Source organism: Microbulbifer thermotolerans (genome assembly GCF_001617625.1).
Lineage (GTDB): Bacteria > Pseudomonadota > Gammaproteobacteria > Pseudomonadales > Cellvibrionaceae > Microbulbifer > Microbulbifer thermotolerans.
This window is the reverse complement of the sequence record NZ_CP014864.1, coordinates 983,142-997,995: the sequence shown is the minus strand read 5'-3', so window position 1 is coordinate 997,995 and position 14,854 is coordinate 983,142. Positions and strand designations below refer to the sequence as shown.

Here is a 14,854-nt window from a genome sequence, read left to right as displayed (position 1 = left end):
TCCCTCCGCTGTCAACGGCAGAGGGGAAGCACGCAGTAACAACCTATGCAGAAATACCTCCTTTGCCGCCACGGCGAGCTGACCGAGGGCCAATCCAAGGGGTTCTCCCTCGGCGACAGTGCCGCCGGCACTGCCAACGTGTTCGCGGTAATGAAAAATGGCGAAGTTTTTGCCTATAAGAACAACTGCCCACACCGCGGGATTAATCTGGAGTGGCAGGAAGATCAATTCCTCGACCCGGACGGCGCCCTGATCCAGTGTGCCTCGCACGGCGCCCTCTTCCAGATTGAAACCGGCGAGTGTGTTGCCGGCCCCTGTGCCGGCGATGCTTTGACACCAGTGCCAATAGAGTACGGTCGCGACGGCATCTATGTACTGATGGCGGACTGACCGTCCCTGGGGCCAAAGGCTCCCCAGGGGCACGAAACGAAAAAATACGTTTCACTCAGACCTACCTTTCCGTTGTCTGACTGCCACTCAACCGGCTACGCCTCTCAAACGAGAGTATCAACGCCCTAACACAAAAAAGGGATGGCGTCGGTCAGGACAATTTCCTCCGCGCTGATCGCTGCCCGGTAAGCGAGCACTTCCACCCCCGCGGCCACCGCTCCCTTCAGGGCCTCGGCATAGACAGGGTCTATCTCCGCCGCGGCCTCCACGGATTCGATACCTGTGTGCTGTACGCAGTAGAAGAGCACAGACCGCACCCCTTTTCCGGCCAGGAGTTGCAACTCCCGCAGATGCTTGGCACCGCGACTGCTGACCGCGTCGGGGAAAAGACCGCGGCCGCCCTCGGCCAGGGTCACATTCTTCACCTCCACATAGCACTCCCCTTCCGGCCCGGACAACAGCAGGTCGATACGGCTGTTTTCATCGCCATAGCGCACCTCCCGGCGCAACTTGTCGTACCCCGCCAGCTCAACGACAGTGCCGCCGACAATGGCCTCCTCCACCAGCGCATTGGCGCGCCCCGTATTCACTCCGGCCAGGGCGCCCTCCGGCGTGGTGGTGACCTCCAGAGTGTGGCGATACTTGCGCTTGGGGTTGCCGGAATCCGAATACCAGCAGGGGCTGTTTTCCACCCAGCAGTTCTTCATCGAGCCGGTATTGGGACAGTGAATGGTGAAAATCTCGCCGGACGGGGTCTCGATATCGGCGAGAAAACGTTTATAGCGGCGCAGCAAAGTCGCCTGCTGTAGCGGGGGATCAAGCTTCACGGTACGACCTAAAATGACTATTTGAACGCCACAAAATACCCGGGAAGCCGGATACAAGTCCACGGCCAACATTTTGTGGCGCCGGCTGAAGAGATTTGGTAGCTTCTTCGCCCTCGGTCGCCAGGGCCACTGGCACCAGAAAAGGAATAGCCTGCCATCGTGCTCCGGTTGAAGGGGTTAAAAAGTACACACCCCGGACGATTGCGGACTAGGCTAGATTGAATATGCTGGTAGAGCCCCCATAAACGAGGGCCCGAATAGTAAAGAGAGGCAACGACTATGCCCAGAACTGCTGCGAACCCCGATTCTCTGCACGGCTTGGAGCCTTATAAAGAGACTAAAGGCGAAGAGTATATGAACGAGAAGCAGCAGGAGCATTTCCGCAATTTGCTCTTGGCCTGGAAAGCAGAATTGATGGCGGAAGTGGACCGCACCGTTTCCCACATGAAAGACGAGGCTGCCAACTTCCCGGACCCGGCCGACCGTGCCAGCCAGGAAGAAGAGTTCAGCCTGGAACTCCGCACCCGCGACCGCGAGCGCAAGCTGATCAAAAAGATCGACGCCACGCTCGAACTGATCGATCAGGACGAGTACGGTTTCTGCGAGGCCTGCGGCGTGGAGATCGGCATCCGCCGCCTGGAAGCGCGTCCCACAGCTACCCTGTGCGTGGACTGCAAGACCCTGGCGGAAATAAAGGAGAAGCAGATTTCCGGGTAATCCCGGAGGATAGGCCCGGCCCCGGGGCTGGACATAGCCCCGGGAGGCCTGCAATCCAATCCCTTCACCGAGGACCACACTCCCACCCTTAGTCAACTCATCACTGCGCCACACTTGAACGCCCCCACCTACATCGGCCGTTTCGCACCCTCTCCAACCGGACCGCTGCACTTCGGCTCTCTGGTCTGCGCCCTGGGCAGCTACCTGGATGCCATTGCCCACGGCGGTCGGTGGCTGGTGCGAATGGAAGACCTGGACCCACCGCGGGAAGAACCCGGCGCGGCGGAGCGTATTCTGCACTCCCTGGAAGCCCATGGACTGCACTGGCACGGCCCACTCCAATGGCAGAGCCGCCGCCACGCACTCTACGAAGAGATACTGACGGAGCTCAGGACGCGGAAGCTCCTCTACCCCTGCCACTGCTCTCGCAGTCAGATACGCCGCAATGGCGGTCACGACAACAGTGGCTGCCGCGCGCGCTGCGGCGGTTCCAGTCCAGCCGCCCTGCGCCTTGTGTGCGCCGGCGGCGAGGAACAGTTTCACGATATCTGGCGCGGTCAATTGCGCCAACAGATACGCGAAGACACCATTCTCAAGCGCCGCGACGGCCTCTACGCCTACCAACTGGCAGTGGTAGCGGACGATATCGATCAGGGGGTGACTCACGTGGTGCGCGGTGCAGACCTGCTGGACACCACTGGCGCCCAGCAGCGCTTGTTCCGCCTACTCGGCGCCACACCACCCCAATTCGGCCACCTGCCCCTGGTGATGGGCCCCGGAGGTCTCCAGAAGCTCAGCAAACAAAACCATGCTCCGCCAATAGACGACCACAAGGCAGCGGACAACCTGAGCGCGGCGCTGGCATTTCTCGGCTTCCACCTCCCCCGAGGCATAGAAGGCGAAAGCCCGGAGCACATCCTCCACTGGGCCGCGGCCCGCTGGCAGCGCCATCAGGTGGATTTGCGGAACCGCCAAATCACGCCCCCTGATTCCATCGCTTTCCGGCGATAAAGGCCCTGGCGCAGTGAAGAGAAGCCCAACACAGGTTTACTCCGACACCTGGCGCCCATTAACATCTTCTGCCCTCAACAGACAGAAGGAAGCAGCGCCCTATGGCAACGATTGGCATTGCCATCCCATTCGCCAAATCGCGTCCGCTTTGGACCAGCGCCGAGGCCCCGTGTCTGTGTATCCAGTTCCGGTGCATCCCATGACCAACCGCACTCTGTTAATCCTATTGGTGCTGGTGGGCTATGTGTTTTCGCCAACCGTTTTCACCTGGATGATCAACCCCTCCGGCGCCTGGTACCGCCCCTTTATTTTGTGGTTCATTTTGATTCTTCTGGCGGTGGTCGTGCAGATGAGGCGCAAGTCCGATGAGCTTTGAGATCGCGCACATCGCCCTGATCGGTGTGGTCTATATAGCCACCTTGTTTTTCGTTGCCTTTGCTTCCTCCAAGGGCTGGCTGCCCTCGCACTGGATGCGCCACCCGCTGGTGTATGTACTCTCCCTCGGCGTATCCCTGTCCGCCTGGACCTACTACGGTATCGTCGACCTGGCCCGACAGTATGGCTACGGTGTTCTGGCCTACTACCTGGGCACCGGAGGGATGTTCCTCTTTGCACCGGTGGCCCTGGAACCCCTTGCGCGACTTTGCCAGCGCTATCAACTGACCTCTCCTGCGGACCTACTCGTATTCCGTTACCACAGCCGCTTGGCGGGCACCCTCTCCACCCTGTTTATGCTGCTGGCACTCCTGCCCCTGATCGCACTGCAAATACAGGCGGTGTCAGAGACACTGGCACTGCTGTCGCAAGACAGTGTCGCCGCCCTGGCGTTGCCGGAAAGCGGCGTTACCAGCAAAAACCTAATCGCCTTTCTCTACTGTGTGTTGCTGACCGTTTTCACCAGCATGTACGGCACCACCCGTGACCGCCACGCGGGACTGGTGAGCGCCATGGCGCTGGAATCGGTGGTCAAGGTGGTGGCACTGCTGGCGGTAGGGGCCTACGCGATTTACGGAGTATTCGGCGGCTTCGGCGAGCTGGACAAGTGGCTGGCGCACAACAGCGACATGCAGCAACTGCTGTACACTCCAATTCAACAGGGGTCCTCCCACACGCTTTTGCTGGTATTTATCGCCACTGCCGTGGCCATGCCGCACATCTTTTATCTGAGCGTGGCGGAGCGGCCAACAGCACAGACTCTCCGCCACGCCAGCTGGGGTTTCCCGCTCTTCCTGCTGTTGATGGCACTGCCGATCTTTCCCATTATGTGGGCCGGATTCGCACTCGGTGTCTCCGAGCCGGTGCAGTACTTCGCGCTCGCGGTGCCGCGCACCAGCGACTCTGCGCTGCTGACGATTCTGGCGTTTATCGGCGGCCTTTCCGCCGCCACCGGCGCCCTGGTAATGATGACCCTGGCGCTGTCCACCATGGTGATGAACCAGTGGCTCCTGCCGGGCACCCGCTGGCACTCGGAAGACAATATGTACCGCCAACTGGTGTGGTTGCGGCGTTCACTGGTGGGAGCGCTTTTCCTGGCAGGGTTCGGCTTCTATCTGCTGCTGGGCAATCGCCTGTCGCTTTCCGATCTGGCACTGCTGGCATTTATCGCCTCCCTGCAGTTCCTGCCCGGGATATTCGCCGTGATTCACTGGCCACGCGGCAACCGGCGCGGCTTTATCGGCGGCCTGGTGGCCGGCATGCTGATCTGGGCCGGCGGTCTGCTACTGCCCTCCATCTTCGGTATCAACAGTATTACCCTACCCGGCACCGAACTGCGCCTGCCCCTGGGGATGTCTATCTGGACCCAGGTCACCACCTTGTCTCTGGCGCTGAATGTGCTGCTGTTTGTCGGCCTGTCCCTGCTCACCCGCAGCAGCAGTCTTGAGCAATACGCGGCGGACCTGTGCAGCGACGACACCCTGGCCCAGGCACTGCGACTGGAACTGGACGTGGAGTCCGCGGCGGACTTCCGCTTGCGCCTGGCGGAGAGCCTCGGTGCCGCCACCGCCACACAGGAGGTCAACCGCGCCCTGCGCCAGCTCAACCTGCCCGATGACGAGCGCCGCCCCTACGCACTGCGCCAATTGCGCAACAAACTGGAAGCCAATCTTTCCGGTCTGCTGGGGCGAGTGCTGGCGGGACAAATCATCGACCGCCACTTCCCCTTCAAGGACAGCGGCCAGCCCGCCAATAAAGACATCCACCTGATAGAGACCCGCCTATCCCGCTACAAAAATCAGCTCACCGGCCTGGCCGCGGAACTGAACAATCTGCGCCTCTACCACCGACAGATGCTGGAAGAACTGCCGCTCGCTGCCTGTTCCCTGGGCCGCGACGGCGAAATACTGCTGTGGAATTACGCCATGGCCGACCTGACCGGCATCGCCGCCGGCGAGGTGCTCGGCTCCAAGCTGGAATACCTCGCCGAGCCCTGGCGCACGCTTTTGACCGAATTCGCCAAATCCACCGATGCGAGCCGCTTCAAACAACAGGTGAGCATCGACGGCAACAGCCATTGGCTGAACCTGCACAAAACACGCCGTAAGAAGCGCGGCCGGGGCGGGCGGGCGCGCAGCGAACGCGGAGACGCACAAATGCTGCTGCTCGAAGACATCACCGAGACACAAATTCTCGAACAGGAGCTGATCCACAGCGAAAGGCTGGCCTCGGTGGGCCGTCTCGCCGCCGGTGTGGCGCACGAAGTGGGCAACCCGGTGACCGGCATTGCCTGCCTGGCACAAAACCTCCAGTTCGAATCCGACAGCCCCGCGGTGCGCGACACCGCGGATCAGATACTGAGCCAAACTCAGCGTATCAGCCGCATTGTCCACTCACTGGTGAACTTCTCCCACAGCGGCAGCCACGACAGTGTCGGCGAGCGCGCGCCTGTGGATCTCCACGCCTGCGTGCAAGAGGCGGTGCAACTGCTGTCCCTGCAGCGGGACAAGGCCCAGGTGACTTTCGACAACGCAGTGCCCGAGGACCTGATGGCGCCCGGTGACAATCAGCGCCTGATCCAGGTGTTCATCAACCTGCTCAGCAATGCCCGCGACGTCAGCGCCGATGGAGGCCACATTCGTATCGACGGGTGCGTTGAGGGCGGCGCTGTCAAGATCTCGGTGACCGACGACGGCCCCGGCATTCCCCCTGAGCACAGGGACCGCATCCTGGAGCCCTTCTTCACCACCAAGGAACCCGGCGAGGGCACCGGCCTGGGCCTGGCGATGGTCTACAGCATCGTAGAGGAACACGGCGGCCAGCTGGAGCTGGTGAGTCCCGCAAACCCAGAGACGGGGCGCGGGGCGAAATTCGTGGTGCATTTGCCTATGCAAGAGCGGGCACAAGAGGAGACACCAGAGCCCGGCTAAACCGGGCTCAGCCAGCCTCTTCCCGGAATCGATTTTCCCGTGCCCACTCCTAATGGGTTGCATAGAAACGCCCCACGGGTAAAACTAGAACCCCCCTGAGCGTTTTGTAACCAGGCGTAACACATGAGCCACATCCTGATCGTCGAAGATGAAGCCATTATTCGAACGGCGCTGCGCAAACTGCTGGAGCGGCACCGCTACAAGGTCAGCGAAGCCGGTTCTGTACGCGAGGCGACCACCAAATACCGCCTCAGTGAAATCGACCTGATTATCTCCGACCTCCGCCTGCCCGGCGCCCCGGGCACCGACCTGCTGAAGGTGGCAGGCGACGTGCCGGTGCTGATTATGACCAGTTACGCCAGCCTGAGATCCGCCGTGGACTCCATGCGTATGGGCGCGACGGACTACATCGCCAAGCCCTTTGACCACGACGAGATGATCGCCACCGTGCGCCGTGTAATCGGCAAGGCCGAGCAGAACCGTGCCCAGGCTTCGGAAAACAAAACGTCTGGCCGCACTGTCTCCGGCATGATCGGCGACAGCGCGGTAATGCGCGGTCTCTACGACCGCATCCACAAAGTCGCACCGACCGATGCCACCGTTTTGGTGCACGGCGAAACCGGCACCGGCAAGGAGCTGGTGGCCCGCGCTATCCACGCGGAGAGCCGGCGTGCCGACAAGCCACTCATCTCCGTCAACTGTGCGGCGATTCCGGAGACACTGATCGAGGCGGAGCTGTTCGGCCACGAAAAAGGGGCCTTCACCGGCGCCCAGACCGCCCGCGAGGGACTGGTGGCCGCCGCCGACGGCGGCACCCTGTTCCTTGACGAAATCGGCGAGCTGCCCCTGGAAGCCCAGGCCCGCCTGCTGCGGGTACTGCAGGAAGGCGAGGTGCGCCCCATCGGCGCGGTGGAATCCCGCAAGGTGGATGTGCGGTTGGTTGCGGCCACCCACCGCAACCTGCGCCAGCTGGCCGCCGAGCGCAAATTCCGCGAAGACCTCTACTACCGCATCAATGTGGTGCAAGTAACACTGGCCCCACTGCGAGAAAGGGGCAAAGATGTACTGGCGATCGCAGAGCACCTGCTAGAGAAGTATTGTGCCCGCCTGGACCGCCCTGCCCTGAAATTGTCACCGGAAGCGGTACAGGCAGTAACCACTTACACCTGGCCGGGCAATGTGCGCGAACTGGAGAATGCGATACAGCGCGCGGTGATCCTGACCGACGCCAAGAGTACAGAAATTGACCACCGCACCCTGGATATCGACCTCGACCTCGTGCCGATAGAAGAAGCAGACCCGGAGCGGCGCCCGCGCAGCCTGCACACAGACCCCCGTGAAGACCTGTCCCTGGAAGACTATTTCGCCCGCTTTGTGATAGAGCACCAGGACACCATGAGCGAGACGGAGCTGGCAAAGAAATTGGGTATCAGCCGCAAGTGCCTGTGGGAACGCCGCCAGAAGCTGGGCATACCGCGCAAGAAAACCCGCCGGGCCGCTACCGCTGAAGCCTCCTAACAACCTACCACCATTTTTCCCCTGCGCCCCTGTGGGCGCATCGCACACACCAAGGTCCCTTCCCCGGCGCATCGGCACCAAAGTCCTGACGGATAAGTCTGCCCTGCACTGAGAGTGTTACCCCACCCCTACCCAAGTAACACCTTCGGCGACATCCGTAACGCAAAATCTATCCGCTGCGGCGTGAAAAAATATGTAAATTTTGTAACTCATTGATTTATAAAGACTTTTTAAAGTTGGCACACTAAATGCTTTCTACTTAGTAAAAATAAGAAAAGCAGCCAAGAATAAAAATAAATAACCTGTTAAGCCTTAATAATTACTTACAATAAGCGGGCGAATCACAATAAAAATAACGGGGCGGTCGACAATAAAAGCAAACAGGGACCAAAACCGAAAGGAAAACAACAATAAATAATAAAAATAAGCAGAAGACAACAAAAATAACGACAAGCGCGTTACAAACTGACTGATTGTACCTGGGAGAGGGTGTTCGCTAGACAGCGAATTGAGAGCGCAAGGAAGCCGCTGCCTTCATAACCAATAAGAATAATTCCCACCCTTCCTTTCTCTTTTCCTTATGTATGGCACGAGCTATTGCCACTCCCTGCCTTTGCGGGCGTCCTGTCGTGCCTGAGCTTCCATCAGTCCCTGTGATAGAATGCGACCCGCCTGGGCCTGCCGCACCCACACCACAAAGTCATCGGATTGCGCCAGGGCCTTTCCAGCCAAACGCCTTTGGCAGAAGTCAAGACAGACAGCCGTATGCTCAATACCCTGATCAGAAGTATCAAGCGCTGGCGCAAGCCGGCCAATCCGGGCCCGAGGGTTATCGCCCGCAATGACCATAATATCTCCCGCCGCGATATCAGTCGTGCCGCCCTCACGGTGATGAAGCGCCTACAGGAGGCCGGCTTCCAGGCCTATATTGTGGGCGGCGGCGTGCGCGACCTGCTGCTGGGCAAGCATCCCAAAGATTTCGACGTCGCCACCGATGCCACCCCGGAAGAGGCCAAGGCGCTGTTCCGTGGCTCGCGCATTGTCGGCCGCCGTTTCCGTATACTGCACGCCCGCATCGGCCGCGAAGTCATCGAAGTCACCACCTTCCGCGGTCACCACAAAGATGGCGAGGAACACGAGGCACTGCAGTCTGAGCAGGGCATGTTGCTGCGCGACAATGTCTACGGCGACCTGGAAAGCGACGCCATGCGCCGCGATTTCACCATCAACGCCCTCTACTACACCACCGACGGTTTCGCGATCCACGACTACACCGGCGGTGTACAAGACATCAAAGAACGGCTAATTCGCACCATCGGCGATCCCGCCACCCGTTACAAAGAAGACCCTGTGCGAATGCTGCGCGCGGTGCGTTTCGCCGCCAAGCTGGAATTTAAGATCGAAGATAAAACAGCCGCACCACTGGCAAATCTGGCACCACTACTGCGCAATATCGCGCCCGCACGGCTGTTCGACGAAGTCCTCAAACTACTGATGAGTGGCCATGGGGAGCGCACCTTCGAACTGCTCCACCACTACCAGTTGTGGCACCACCTGTTTCCGAACAACGCAGCTCTGCTGGAAGACCCGGTGGCGCTGGCGCTGACCCGTCTGGCACTGCGCAACACTGACCAGCGTATCCGCGATGACCTGCGCGTTACCCCCGCCTTTTTGTACGCGGCACTACTGTGGCCCGCAGTTATAGCGGAACAGCAGCACCTGGAAAGCCAGGGTACGCCGCCAGTGCCGGCCCTGGCCCAGGCCGCACAAAAAGTTACCAGCTCGCAACTGGCACACACCGCCATCCCCAAGCGCTTCTCTATACCGATGCGAGAAATCTGGGATTTGCAGCTGCGCCTGCCGCAGCGCAACGGCAACCGCGCCCAGCGCCTGAGTGAACATCCGCGTTTCCGCGCCGCCTATGACTTCCTGCTGTTGCGGGAGGAATCCGGAGAACTGGCCCCCGGCCTCGGCCAATGGTGGGCTGCGTTTCAGCAGGCCGACGAAGAAGGGCGCCAGGAAATGACACGCAAATTGCAACGCGGCAACGGTAGCCGACGCAGGCGCGGCTCCCGGGGCGGACGCCGCCGGCGCCCCAGGACGGCAGAGTAAATGGAACGCGTATTTATCGGGCTCGGCAGCAATCTCGCCGAGCCCATACAGCAGTTGCGCCATGCACTGGCATCCATCGCCAAAATCCCACAAACAGAACTGTTGCGCTGTTCCAGTTTTTACCGCAGTGCGCCAGTGGGGCCCGGCGACCAGCCTGACTATATCAACGCCGTGGCAGAGCTCGAAACCGAACTGGCGGCATTGCAACTGCTCGAGCAATTGCAGCGTATCGAAAATGCCCAGGGCCGCGAGCGCACTGTGCGCTGGGGTGCCCGGACTCTCGATTTGGATATACTACTCTTCGGCCCGCAGCGGATAGACGAGCCGCGTCTGCAGGTCCCGCACCCGCGCATGGCCGAGCGCAATTTCGTGCTGCTACCTTTAGCGGAACTGGAGCCGGATCTGCAACTGCCGTCGGGAGAATCCATACAGACATTGTTACAACGGTGTCCGCCTAACCGCCTGGAGAAAATCTGACACCCGGGATTTGTGAAGATTGCAGAGGCGGCCGCCGCCGGCGAGCCATTGCTCTGGCAGTTCAAGCGCCCATCGCGGCCACCGGCCCCGCGAAACAGCGGCGGCGAAAAAAATAAAGGAGTTTACCCAGTGGTCATCGACAGCGGCGAAAGCCACCCTCACGAGCCGGTCATTACCGGCAAAACCCTACCCAGGTTTATTGCCGTGGAAGGCAATATCGGCGTGGGTAAAACCACCCTGGCAAAAAAGCTGGCCGCGACCTTTAACTACGACACACTGCTCGAACAGCCCCAAGACAATCCCTTTCTCGAACGCTTCTACCAGGACCCGAAAAGCTTCGCCCTGCCCACCCAGCTTCACTTTCTGTTGCAGCGCTCGCAACAAATACAGGCACTGCGCCAGGACGACCTTTTCAAACCGGTACGCGTTTCTGATTTCCTGATCGACAAAGACCAGCTGTTTGCCGAAGTCACCCTGGATGCCGATGAGCTGGCGCTCTACGAACAGGTCTACCAGCATCTGACACTGCAGGCGCCCAAACCGGATCTCGTGGTTTATCTGCAGGCGCCGCTCGATGTTCTGCAAGAGCGCATCCGCAATCGGGGCATCGCCGCAGAGCGCGCGATCAGCAACGAATACCTGGCCTCTCTCAATGAAGCTTACACAAACTTTTTCCACTACTATGACCAGGCGCCGCTACTGATCGTCAACAGCGCGGATATCGATATCGTCGATCGCCCTGAAGACTACCGCCAGCTAGTGGAATATATGCTCACCATCACCAGCGGCCGCCACTATTACAACCCGGGATACTGAAATGTACGCAGCAACAGAACTGGAAAAACCGATTACCGTACAAACGCTCCGCAAGATGAAAGCGGACGGAGAAAAATTTATTACGGTCTCTCTCTACGATGCGCCCATGGCCGCCATGGCGCAGCGCACGGGTGTGGAAGCTCTGTTGGTGGGCGACTCACTCGGCATGACAGTGCTCGGCTATGACAGCACTATTCCGGTCACCATGGAGCAGATGATCTATCACGTGGAAGCGGTGGCGCGCGGCAACAAAAAATCCCTAATCATGGGGGATATGCCGTTTATGACTTACGCCACGCCAGAGCAGGCGCTGGTCAACGCTACCCGCATTATGCAGGCGGGCGCACACATGGTGAAAATCGAGGGTGGAGCCTGGCTGGCGGAAACCGTGAAAATGCTCACCGACCGCGGTATCCCGGTGTGCGGACACCTGGGTCTAACACCCCAGTCGGTACACAAACTGGGCGGCTACCGCGTACAGGGGCGCGACGAAGACACGGCCGGACAGCTCCTCGATGACGCCGCGCAGCTAGACGAGGCGGGTGCGGATCTGCTGGTACTGGAGTGTGTGCCGGCGGCGCTGGCCAAGCGTATTACCGAATCGGTTTCCATGCCCACTATCGGCATAGGTGCTGGCAGGGATACCGACGCCCAGGTTCTGGTGATTAATGACATTCTTGGCCTTACCGAGCAACCGCCCAAGTTTTCCAAGAATTTCCTCAAGGAAGCGGGCGATATTCCCAGCGCATTGCGCAAATACGCCGAAGACGTCAAGAGCGGCGTCTTTCCCGATGACAGCCACACTTTTTTCTGATTTTCCAAACGCCGCGGATACAGGGATGTATCCATGCATTTGCGGAATCCACCACAGCGTCCGCGCGCATTTATCGATGCCCTAACGCTGCAGGTGCAGCGACGCCCGCGCCATGGCCCCGGGTTCCAACTGCCAGCTGTGGGAAAAGGCATTGCCGTGTTCCACACAGACATATTCCCGGTAATGCTCGCCCACATCCTCCAGGGTCTCGGCCATCTCCGCCCCCGGATTCCAACAGATCACACTGTGGCAATTTTCACTGCGCGCCTCGATCGGGGCACGGGTGAGAATCTGCTGCCGTTCCGGCGCTTGTTCGTAAATACGGTCCACTTCGCCGGAGAAAGTGAGTGCTCCCTCCTGAGTAAACCGCTGTAGATCGCGGGTGTTATCCAGATATTCGCAACCCTCCAGCCCGCGGACTTCTACTTTGCACAACTCTTCAACCGGAAAATAAGTGTGCCAGGCCCAGCTGAATTCCGTGCGCTCGGCACCTCGGTTCTGCAACGCCAGCTGCAATCGCAGCCCACGCCCCAGGGCCATGGTAACCTCACAGAAAAAGGGCGTACTGAACAGTACGTTACCAGCGTGATCGTAAGTGAACACCAACTCAACTTCGCCATCCGGCAGCGCCCGCGCTCCCGACAGCTGCCAGGGGGCGTTGCGCACCAGCCCGTGCTTGGGCTTGGCTGGATCCCGCCGGTTGACACCAAACCACGGCATACACAGGGGGATACCGCCGCGCACCGGCTTGCCCTCCCGAAACTGCGCCCGGGGGCTGAGCCACAGCAGCGGCTCGCGGCCCTGAGCCTGGAATTCCAGCAGCTGCGCACCCTGTACTGCGATTACCGCCCGGCACAGGCGCGTCTGCACCTTTAGCAATTCCAGGCCCGGCTCGCCATAGAGCGCACCGCTGTCGGTGCGGCTGAGCCAGTCCGCTTGCAATCGTTCACTCACTTTCACTTCTCCCACAGATAAAGATTGGGCGGGCACAGAGTAACGCCAACGCACCCGCAGCCAGACAGAGATGGAACCAGTTCATGCGGGCAACCCCCAGGACGCGTGTCGCATCGGTTCCAACTACTGCCCCGGCCAGAATGACCAGCAACGCACCCGAGATAAGAATCAAAGCCAGTGGCCGCCGCAAGCTGCGCGGGAAAATCAGCTCCCATACCGCCACCAGCAGCCAGAAGGTCAGGCCAAGCGCGGAAAACAGGCTGCCCACCAGCCGCGGCGGCAGTGACCCGGCTTCCGCCACAATCAGCGCGGATCCCACCACAAGTACCAAAACCCCATAGGCCGGCGCACGCTTACCGCGGGCCTTCGGCAGCCCCAGGCGCCCCCACAGAAGTCCGAGGCCAATCAGCGGAAAGGTGACATAAGCGGACAATTGCGATAGGACGCGGTGCAATTGTGTGATTCCGGGATCTATGCCGTAGCGGTAAGCGCCGACGCCAGCGGCCAGAGACAGGCAAACCAAAGCGGCAACAATCAGCAGTGCCGGGGGCCGGCTGTGCTCGCGGTCGATGACCCAGTATTGATTGGCGACCAGCGCGGCGGCCAGGGCGAGCAGGATTTCTGCGAGCCAGAAGTTGTGCAAGTCGGGCCCCCTTTTCTTTTCATTCAGGCGCAACGGGCAAGTTTCAAAGGCTACTTATGGTATAGGAAAGCCCTGAGAAATTCGCATGACCCTGCACGAGGGTCGCCACTGGTTTGGGGCGCACCAGCCGGGGGGGGGGCGATCGCGGTTTCGCGCAGGGTTTACCCGTGCCTCCACAGCTCAGGGAAGCAGCAAGTGCACGGGCACCGCCGGGGAAAGAGAATAGCGGCGTATCAGCGCCTCAGTACCTCCACGGCTTCTCGGCTGCGCTCGAACAGATCTTTCGCCCGCTCATCCCGCTGCGATACGAGGATAAACAGCAGATCCGTCACCATATGCTGGGCGGTTCGCGCCAATATCGAGGAACTGCGCGCTCCCGCCTCATCGGCCACGCAATACAGATTGACCCGGGCGATATCCACCAGAGGATTGCGTGAAAAGCGGGTGAGAGAAACCACCTCCGCCCCCCGCTTTAATCCGGTTTCCGCCACCCGGATCACCTCCCGGGTCAAGCCGGATTCGGAAATCGCGAAGACGAGGTCGCCCTTCCCCAAAGTCGCGGCATTCGCAACCTGTACATGTGTATCGCTTTCGGCCAGGACTGACTTGCCCAGTTTCATCAGTTTGAAGGCGAAATCCTTGGCCACCAGAGACGAGGCACCGACGCCCGCCAGAACGATTCTGTCCGCCTCGGCGAGCAGATTGACGCTCTCCAGCAACAGCGCCTCCCGATTGACAGCCAGGGTCTCATTCAGGGATACCGTTTTGCGGGCAATCAGCTTCTGCGCCACCGTTCCGAGCTGATCGTCCACAGCGATGTCGCCGTGGATGGCTTTGGGCAGCAGCGATGTCCGCGCCAGTGCTTCGGTGAGCGACAATTTGAGATCCGTATAACCGCGAAAGCCGAGTTTCTGGCTGAACTTAACCACACTGGACTGCGAGACCCCGACTTGGTCAGCCAGATTTTTCGAAGATAAGCTGCGCACCCCTTCGATATTGGCCAGAATGTAGTCCGCTATGCGCCGCTCGTGATTTGACATAGAGCCGCGCATCGCCCGAATCTGAGCAATCGCTCCCATAATCCCCTCCCCAAAAACAGTTCCCGTGGTCAGCAAAGCTGTTGCGGGCCAGAGGTGACCGAGCGCAAACTCTTTGACCTGCCGAGGAATAAATGATAACAATAGCAAGAATTTTTAGGAATAAATCAGTA

General features: G+C 60.0%; 14 protein-coding genes. 10 read left to right on the top strand and 4 right to left on the bottom strand.

The features are described from left to right. The first annotated feature begins 45 nt into the window (after positions 1-45). On the top strand, positions 46-390 hold the full coding sequence (locus A3224_RS04175) for a Rieske (2Fe-2S) protein (protein ID WP_067151893.1): 345 nt from the start codon (positions 46-48) through the stop codon (positions 388-390). Between the two features lie 125 nt (positions 391-515). On the opposite strand, the gene sfsA is transcribed toward A3224_RS04175, so the two are convergent. Further along, positions 516-1,217, bottom strand: coding sequence for a DNA/RNA nuclease SfsA (sfsA, locus tag A3224_RS04170; protein ID WP_067157414.1), 702 nt, complete (start codon positions 1,215-1,217; stop codon positions 516-518). Positions 1,218-1,496: 279 nt separating this feature from the next. Between sfsA and dksA the strand changes: the two genes are divergently transcribed. The 9 genes from dksA to panB all read left to right on the top strand — a co-directional run bounded on the left by dksA (position 1,497) and on the right by panB (position 12,047). After that, entirely contained in the window at positions 1,497-1,934 is a 438-nt protein-coding gene (dksA, locus tag A3224_RS04165) for an RNA polymerase-binding protein DksA (protein WP_067151890.1), read from the top strand. A 114-nt stretch (positions 1,935-2,048) separates the two neighbouring features. Beyond that, a complete protein-coding gene (gluQRS, locus tag A3224_RS04160) occupies positions 2,049-2,945 on the top strand; it encodes a tRNA glutamyl-Q(34) synthetase GluQRS (RefSeq protein ID WP_067151888.1) in 897 nt (298 codons plus the stop codon). A 199-nt stretch (positions 2,946-3,144) separates the two neighbouring features. Further along, positions 3,145-3,321 carry a hypothetical protein gene (locus tag A3224_RS17075; protein ID WP_175487722.1) on the top strand — a complete coding sequence of 59 codons (177 nt, stop codon included), beginning with the start codon at positions 3,145-3,147 and terminating at the stop codon, positions 3,319-3,321. Continuing rightward, positions 3,311-6,310 carry an ATP-binding protein gene (locus A3224_RS04155; protein WP_067151885.1) on the top strand — a complete coding sequence of 1,000 codons (3,000 nt, stop codon included), beginning with the start codon at positions 3,311-3,313 and terminating at the stop codon, positions 6,308-6,310. The genes A3224_RS17075 and A3224_RS04155 overlap by 11 nt, the downstream gene beginning before the upstream one ends. Before the next feature lie 123 nt (positions 6,311-6,433). Beyond that, the gene (locus A3224_RS04150; RefSeq protein ID WP_067151882.1) at positions 6,434-7,828 is read left to right on the top strand and encodes a sigma-54-dependent transcriptional regulator; all 1,395 of its coding nucleotides are present in this window, start codon (positions 6,434-6,436) and stop codon (positions 7,826-7,828) included. Between the two features lie 765 nt (positions 7,829-8,593). Beyond that, on the top strand, positions 8,594-9,940 hold the full coding sequence (pcnB, locus tag A3224_RS04145) for a polynucleotide adenylyltransferase PcnB (protein ID WP_067157411.1): 1,347 nt from the start codon (positions 8,594-8,596) through the stop codon (positions 9,938-9,940). Next, the gene (folK, locus tag A3224_RS04140) at positions 9,941-10,417 is read left to right on the top strand and encodes a 2-amino-4-hydroxy-6-hydroxymethyldihydropteridine diphosphokinase (RefSeq protein ID WP_067151879.1); all 477 of its coding nucleotides are present in this window, start codon (positions 9,941-9,943) and stop codon (positions 10,415-10,417) included. It abuts the gene before it with no gap. A 129-nt stretch (positions 10,418-10,546) separates the two neighbouring features. Next, positions 10,547-11,233 (top strand): deoxynucleoside kinase, encoded by a 687-nt coding sequence (locus A3224_RS04135; RefSeq protein WP_067157408.1) that lies wholly within the window; start codon positions 10,547-10,549, stop codon positions 11,231-11,233. A 1-nt stretch (position 11,234) separates the two neighbouring features. After that, positions 11,235-12,047, top strand: a complete 813-nt coding sequence (gene panB, locus A3224_RS04130; RefSeq protein WP_067151876.1) for a 3-methyl-2-oxobutanoate hydroxymethyltransferase — start codon at positions 11,235-11,237, stop codon at positions 12,045-12,047. An 81-nt stretch (positions 12,048-12,128) separates the two neighbouring features. Here panB and A3224_RS04125 read toward each other — a convergent pair whose 3' ends face one another. From A3224_RS04125 to A3224_RS04115, 3 genes are all read right to left on the bottom strand, one after another. Then, positions 12,129-13,001 (bottom strand): D-hexose-6-phosphate mutarotase, encoded by an 873-nt coding sequence (locus A3224_RS04125; RefSeq protein ID WP_067151874.1) that lies wholly within the window; start codon positions 12,999-13,001, stop codon positions 12,129-12,131. After that, positions 12,994-13,644, bottom strand: coding sequence for a hypothetical protein (locus A3224_RS16765; RefSeq protein ID WP_156481420.1), 651 nt, complete (start codon positions 13,642-13,644; stop codon positions 12,994-12,996). Before A3224_RS16765 ends, A3224_RS04125 begins: the two co-directional genes overlap by 8 nt. Before the next feature lie 233 nt (positions 13,645-13,877). Next, positions 13,878-14,723, bottom strand: a complete 846-nt coding sequence (locus A3224_RS04115; RefSeq protein ID WP_067157405.1) for an SIS domain-containing protein — start codon at positions 14,721-14,723, stop codon at positions 13,878-13,880. Between the last annotated feature and the right edge of the window lie 131 nt (positions 14,724-14,854).

Bases quoted from the DNA above. Each gene is read 5' to 3' on its own strand.
- dksA (WP_067151890.1), top strand. From the start codon at position 1,497: ATGCCCAGAACTGCTGCGAACCCCGATTCTCTGCACGGCTTGGAGCCT.
- A3224_RS04175 (WP_067151893.1), top strand. From the start codon at position 46: ATGCAGAAATACCTCCTTTGCCGCCACGGCGAGCTGACCGAGGGCCAA.
- pcnB (WP_067157411.1), top strand. From the start codon at position 8,594: ATGCTCAATACCCTGATCAGAAGTATCAAGCGCTGGCGCAAGCCGGCC.
- A3224_RS04115 (WP_067157405.1), bottom strand. From the start codon at position 14,723: ATGGGAGCGATTGCTCAGATTCGGGCGATGCGCGGCTCTATGTCAAAT.
- panB (WP_067151876.1), top strand. From the start codon at position 11,235: ATGTACGCAGCAACAGAACTGGAAAAACCGATTACCGTACAAACGCTC.
- folK (WP_067151879.1), top strand. From the start codon at position 9,941: ATGGAACGCGTATTTATCGGGCTCGGCAGCAATCTCGCCGAGCCCATA.
- A3224_RS04155 (WP_067151885.1), top strand. From the start codon at position 3,311: ATGAGCTTTGAGATCGCGCACATCGCCCTGATCGGTGTGGTCTATATA.
- A3224_RS17075 (WP_175487722.1), top strand. From the start codon at position 3,145: ATGACCAACCGCACTCTGTTAATCCTATTGGTGCTGGTGGGCTATGTG.
- A3224_RS04150 (WP_067151882.1), top strand. From the start codon at position 6,434: ATGAGCCACATCCTGATCGTCGAAGATGAAGCCATTATTCGAACGGCG.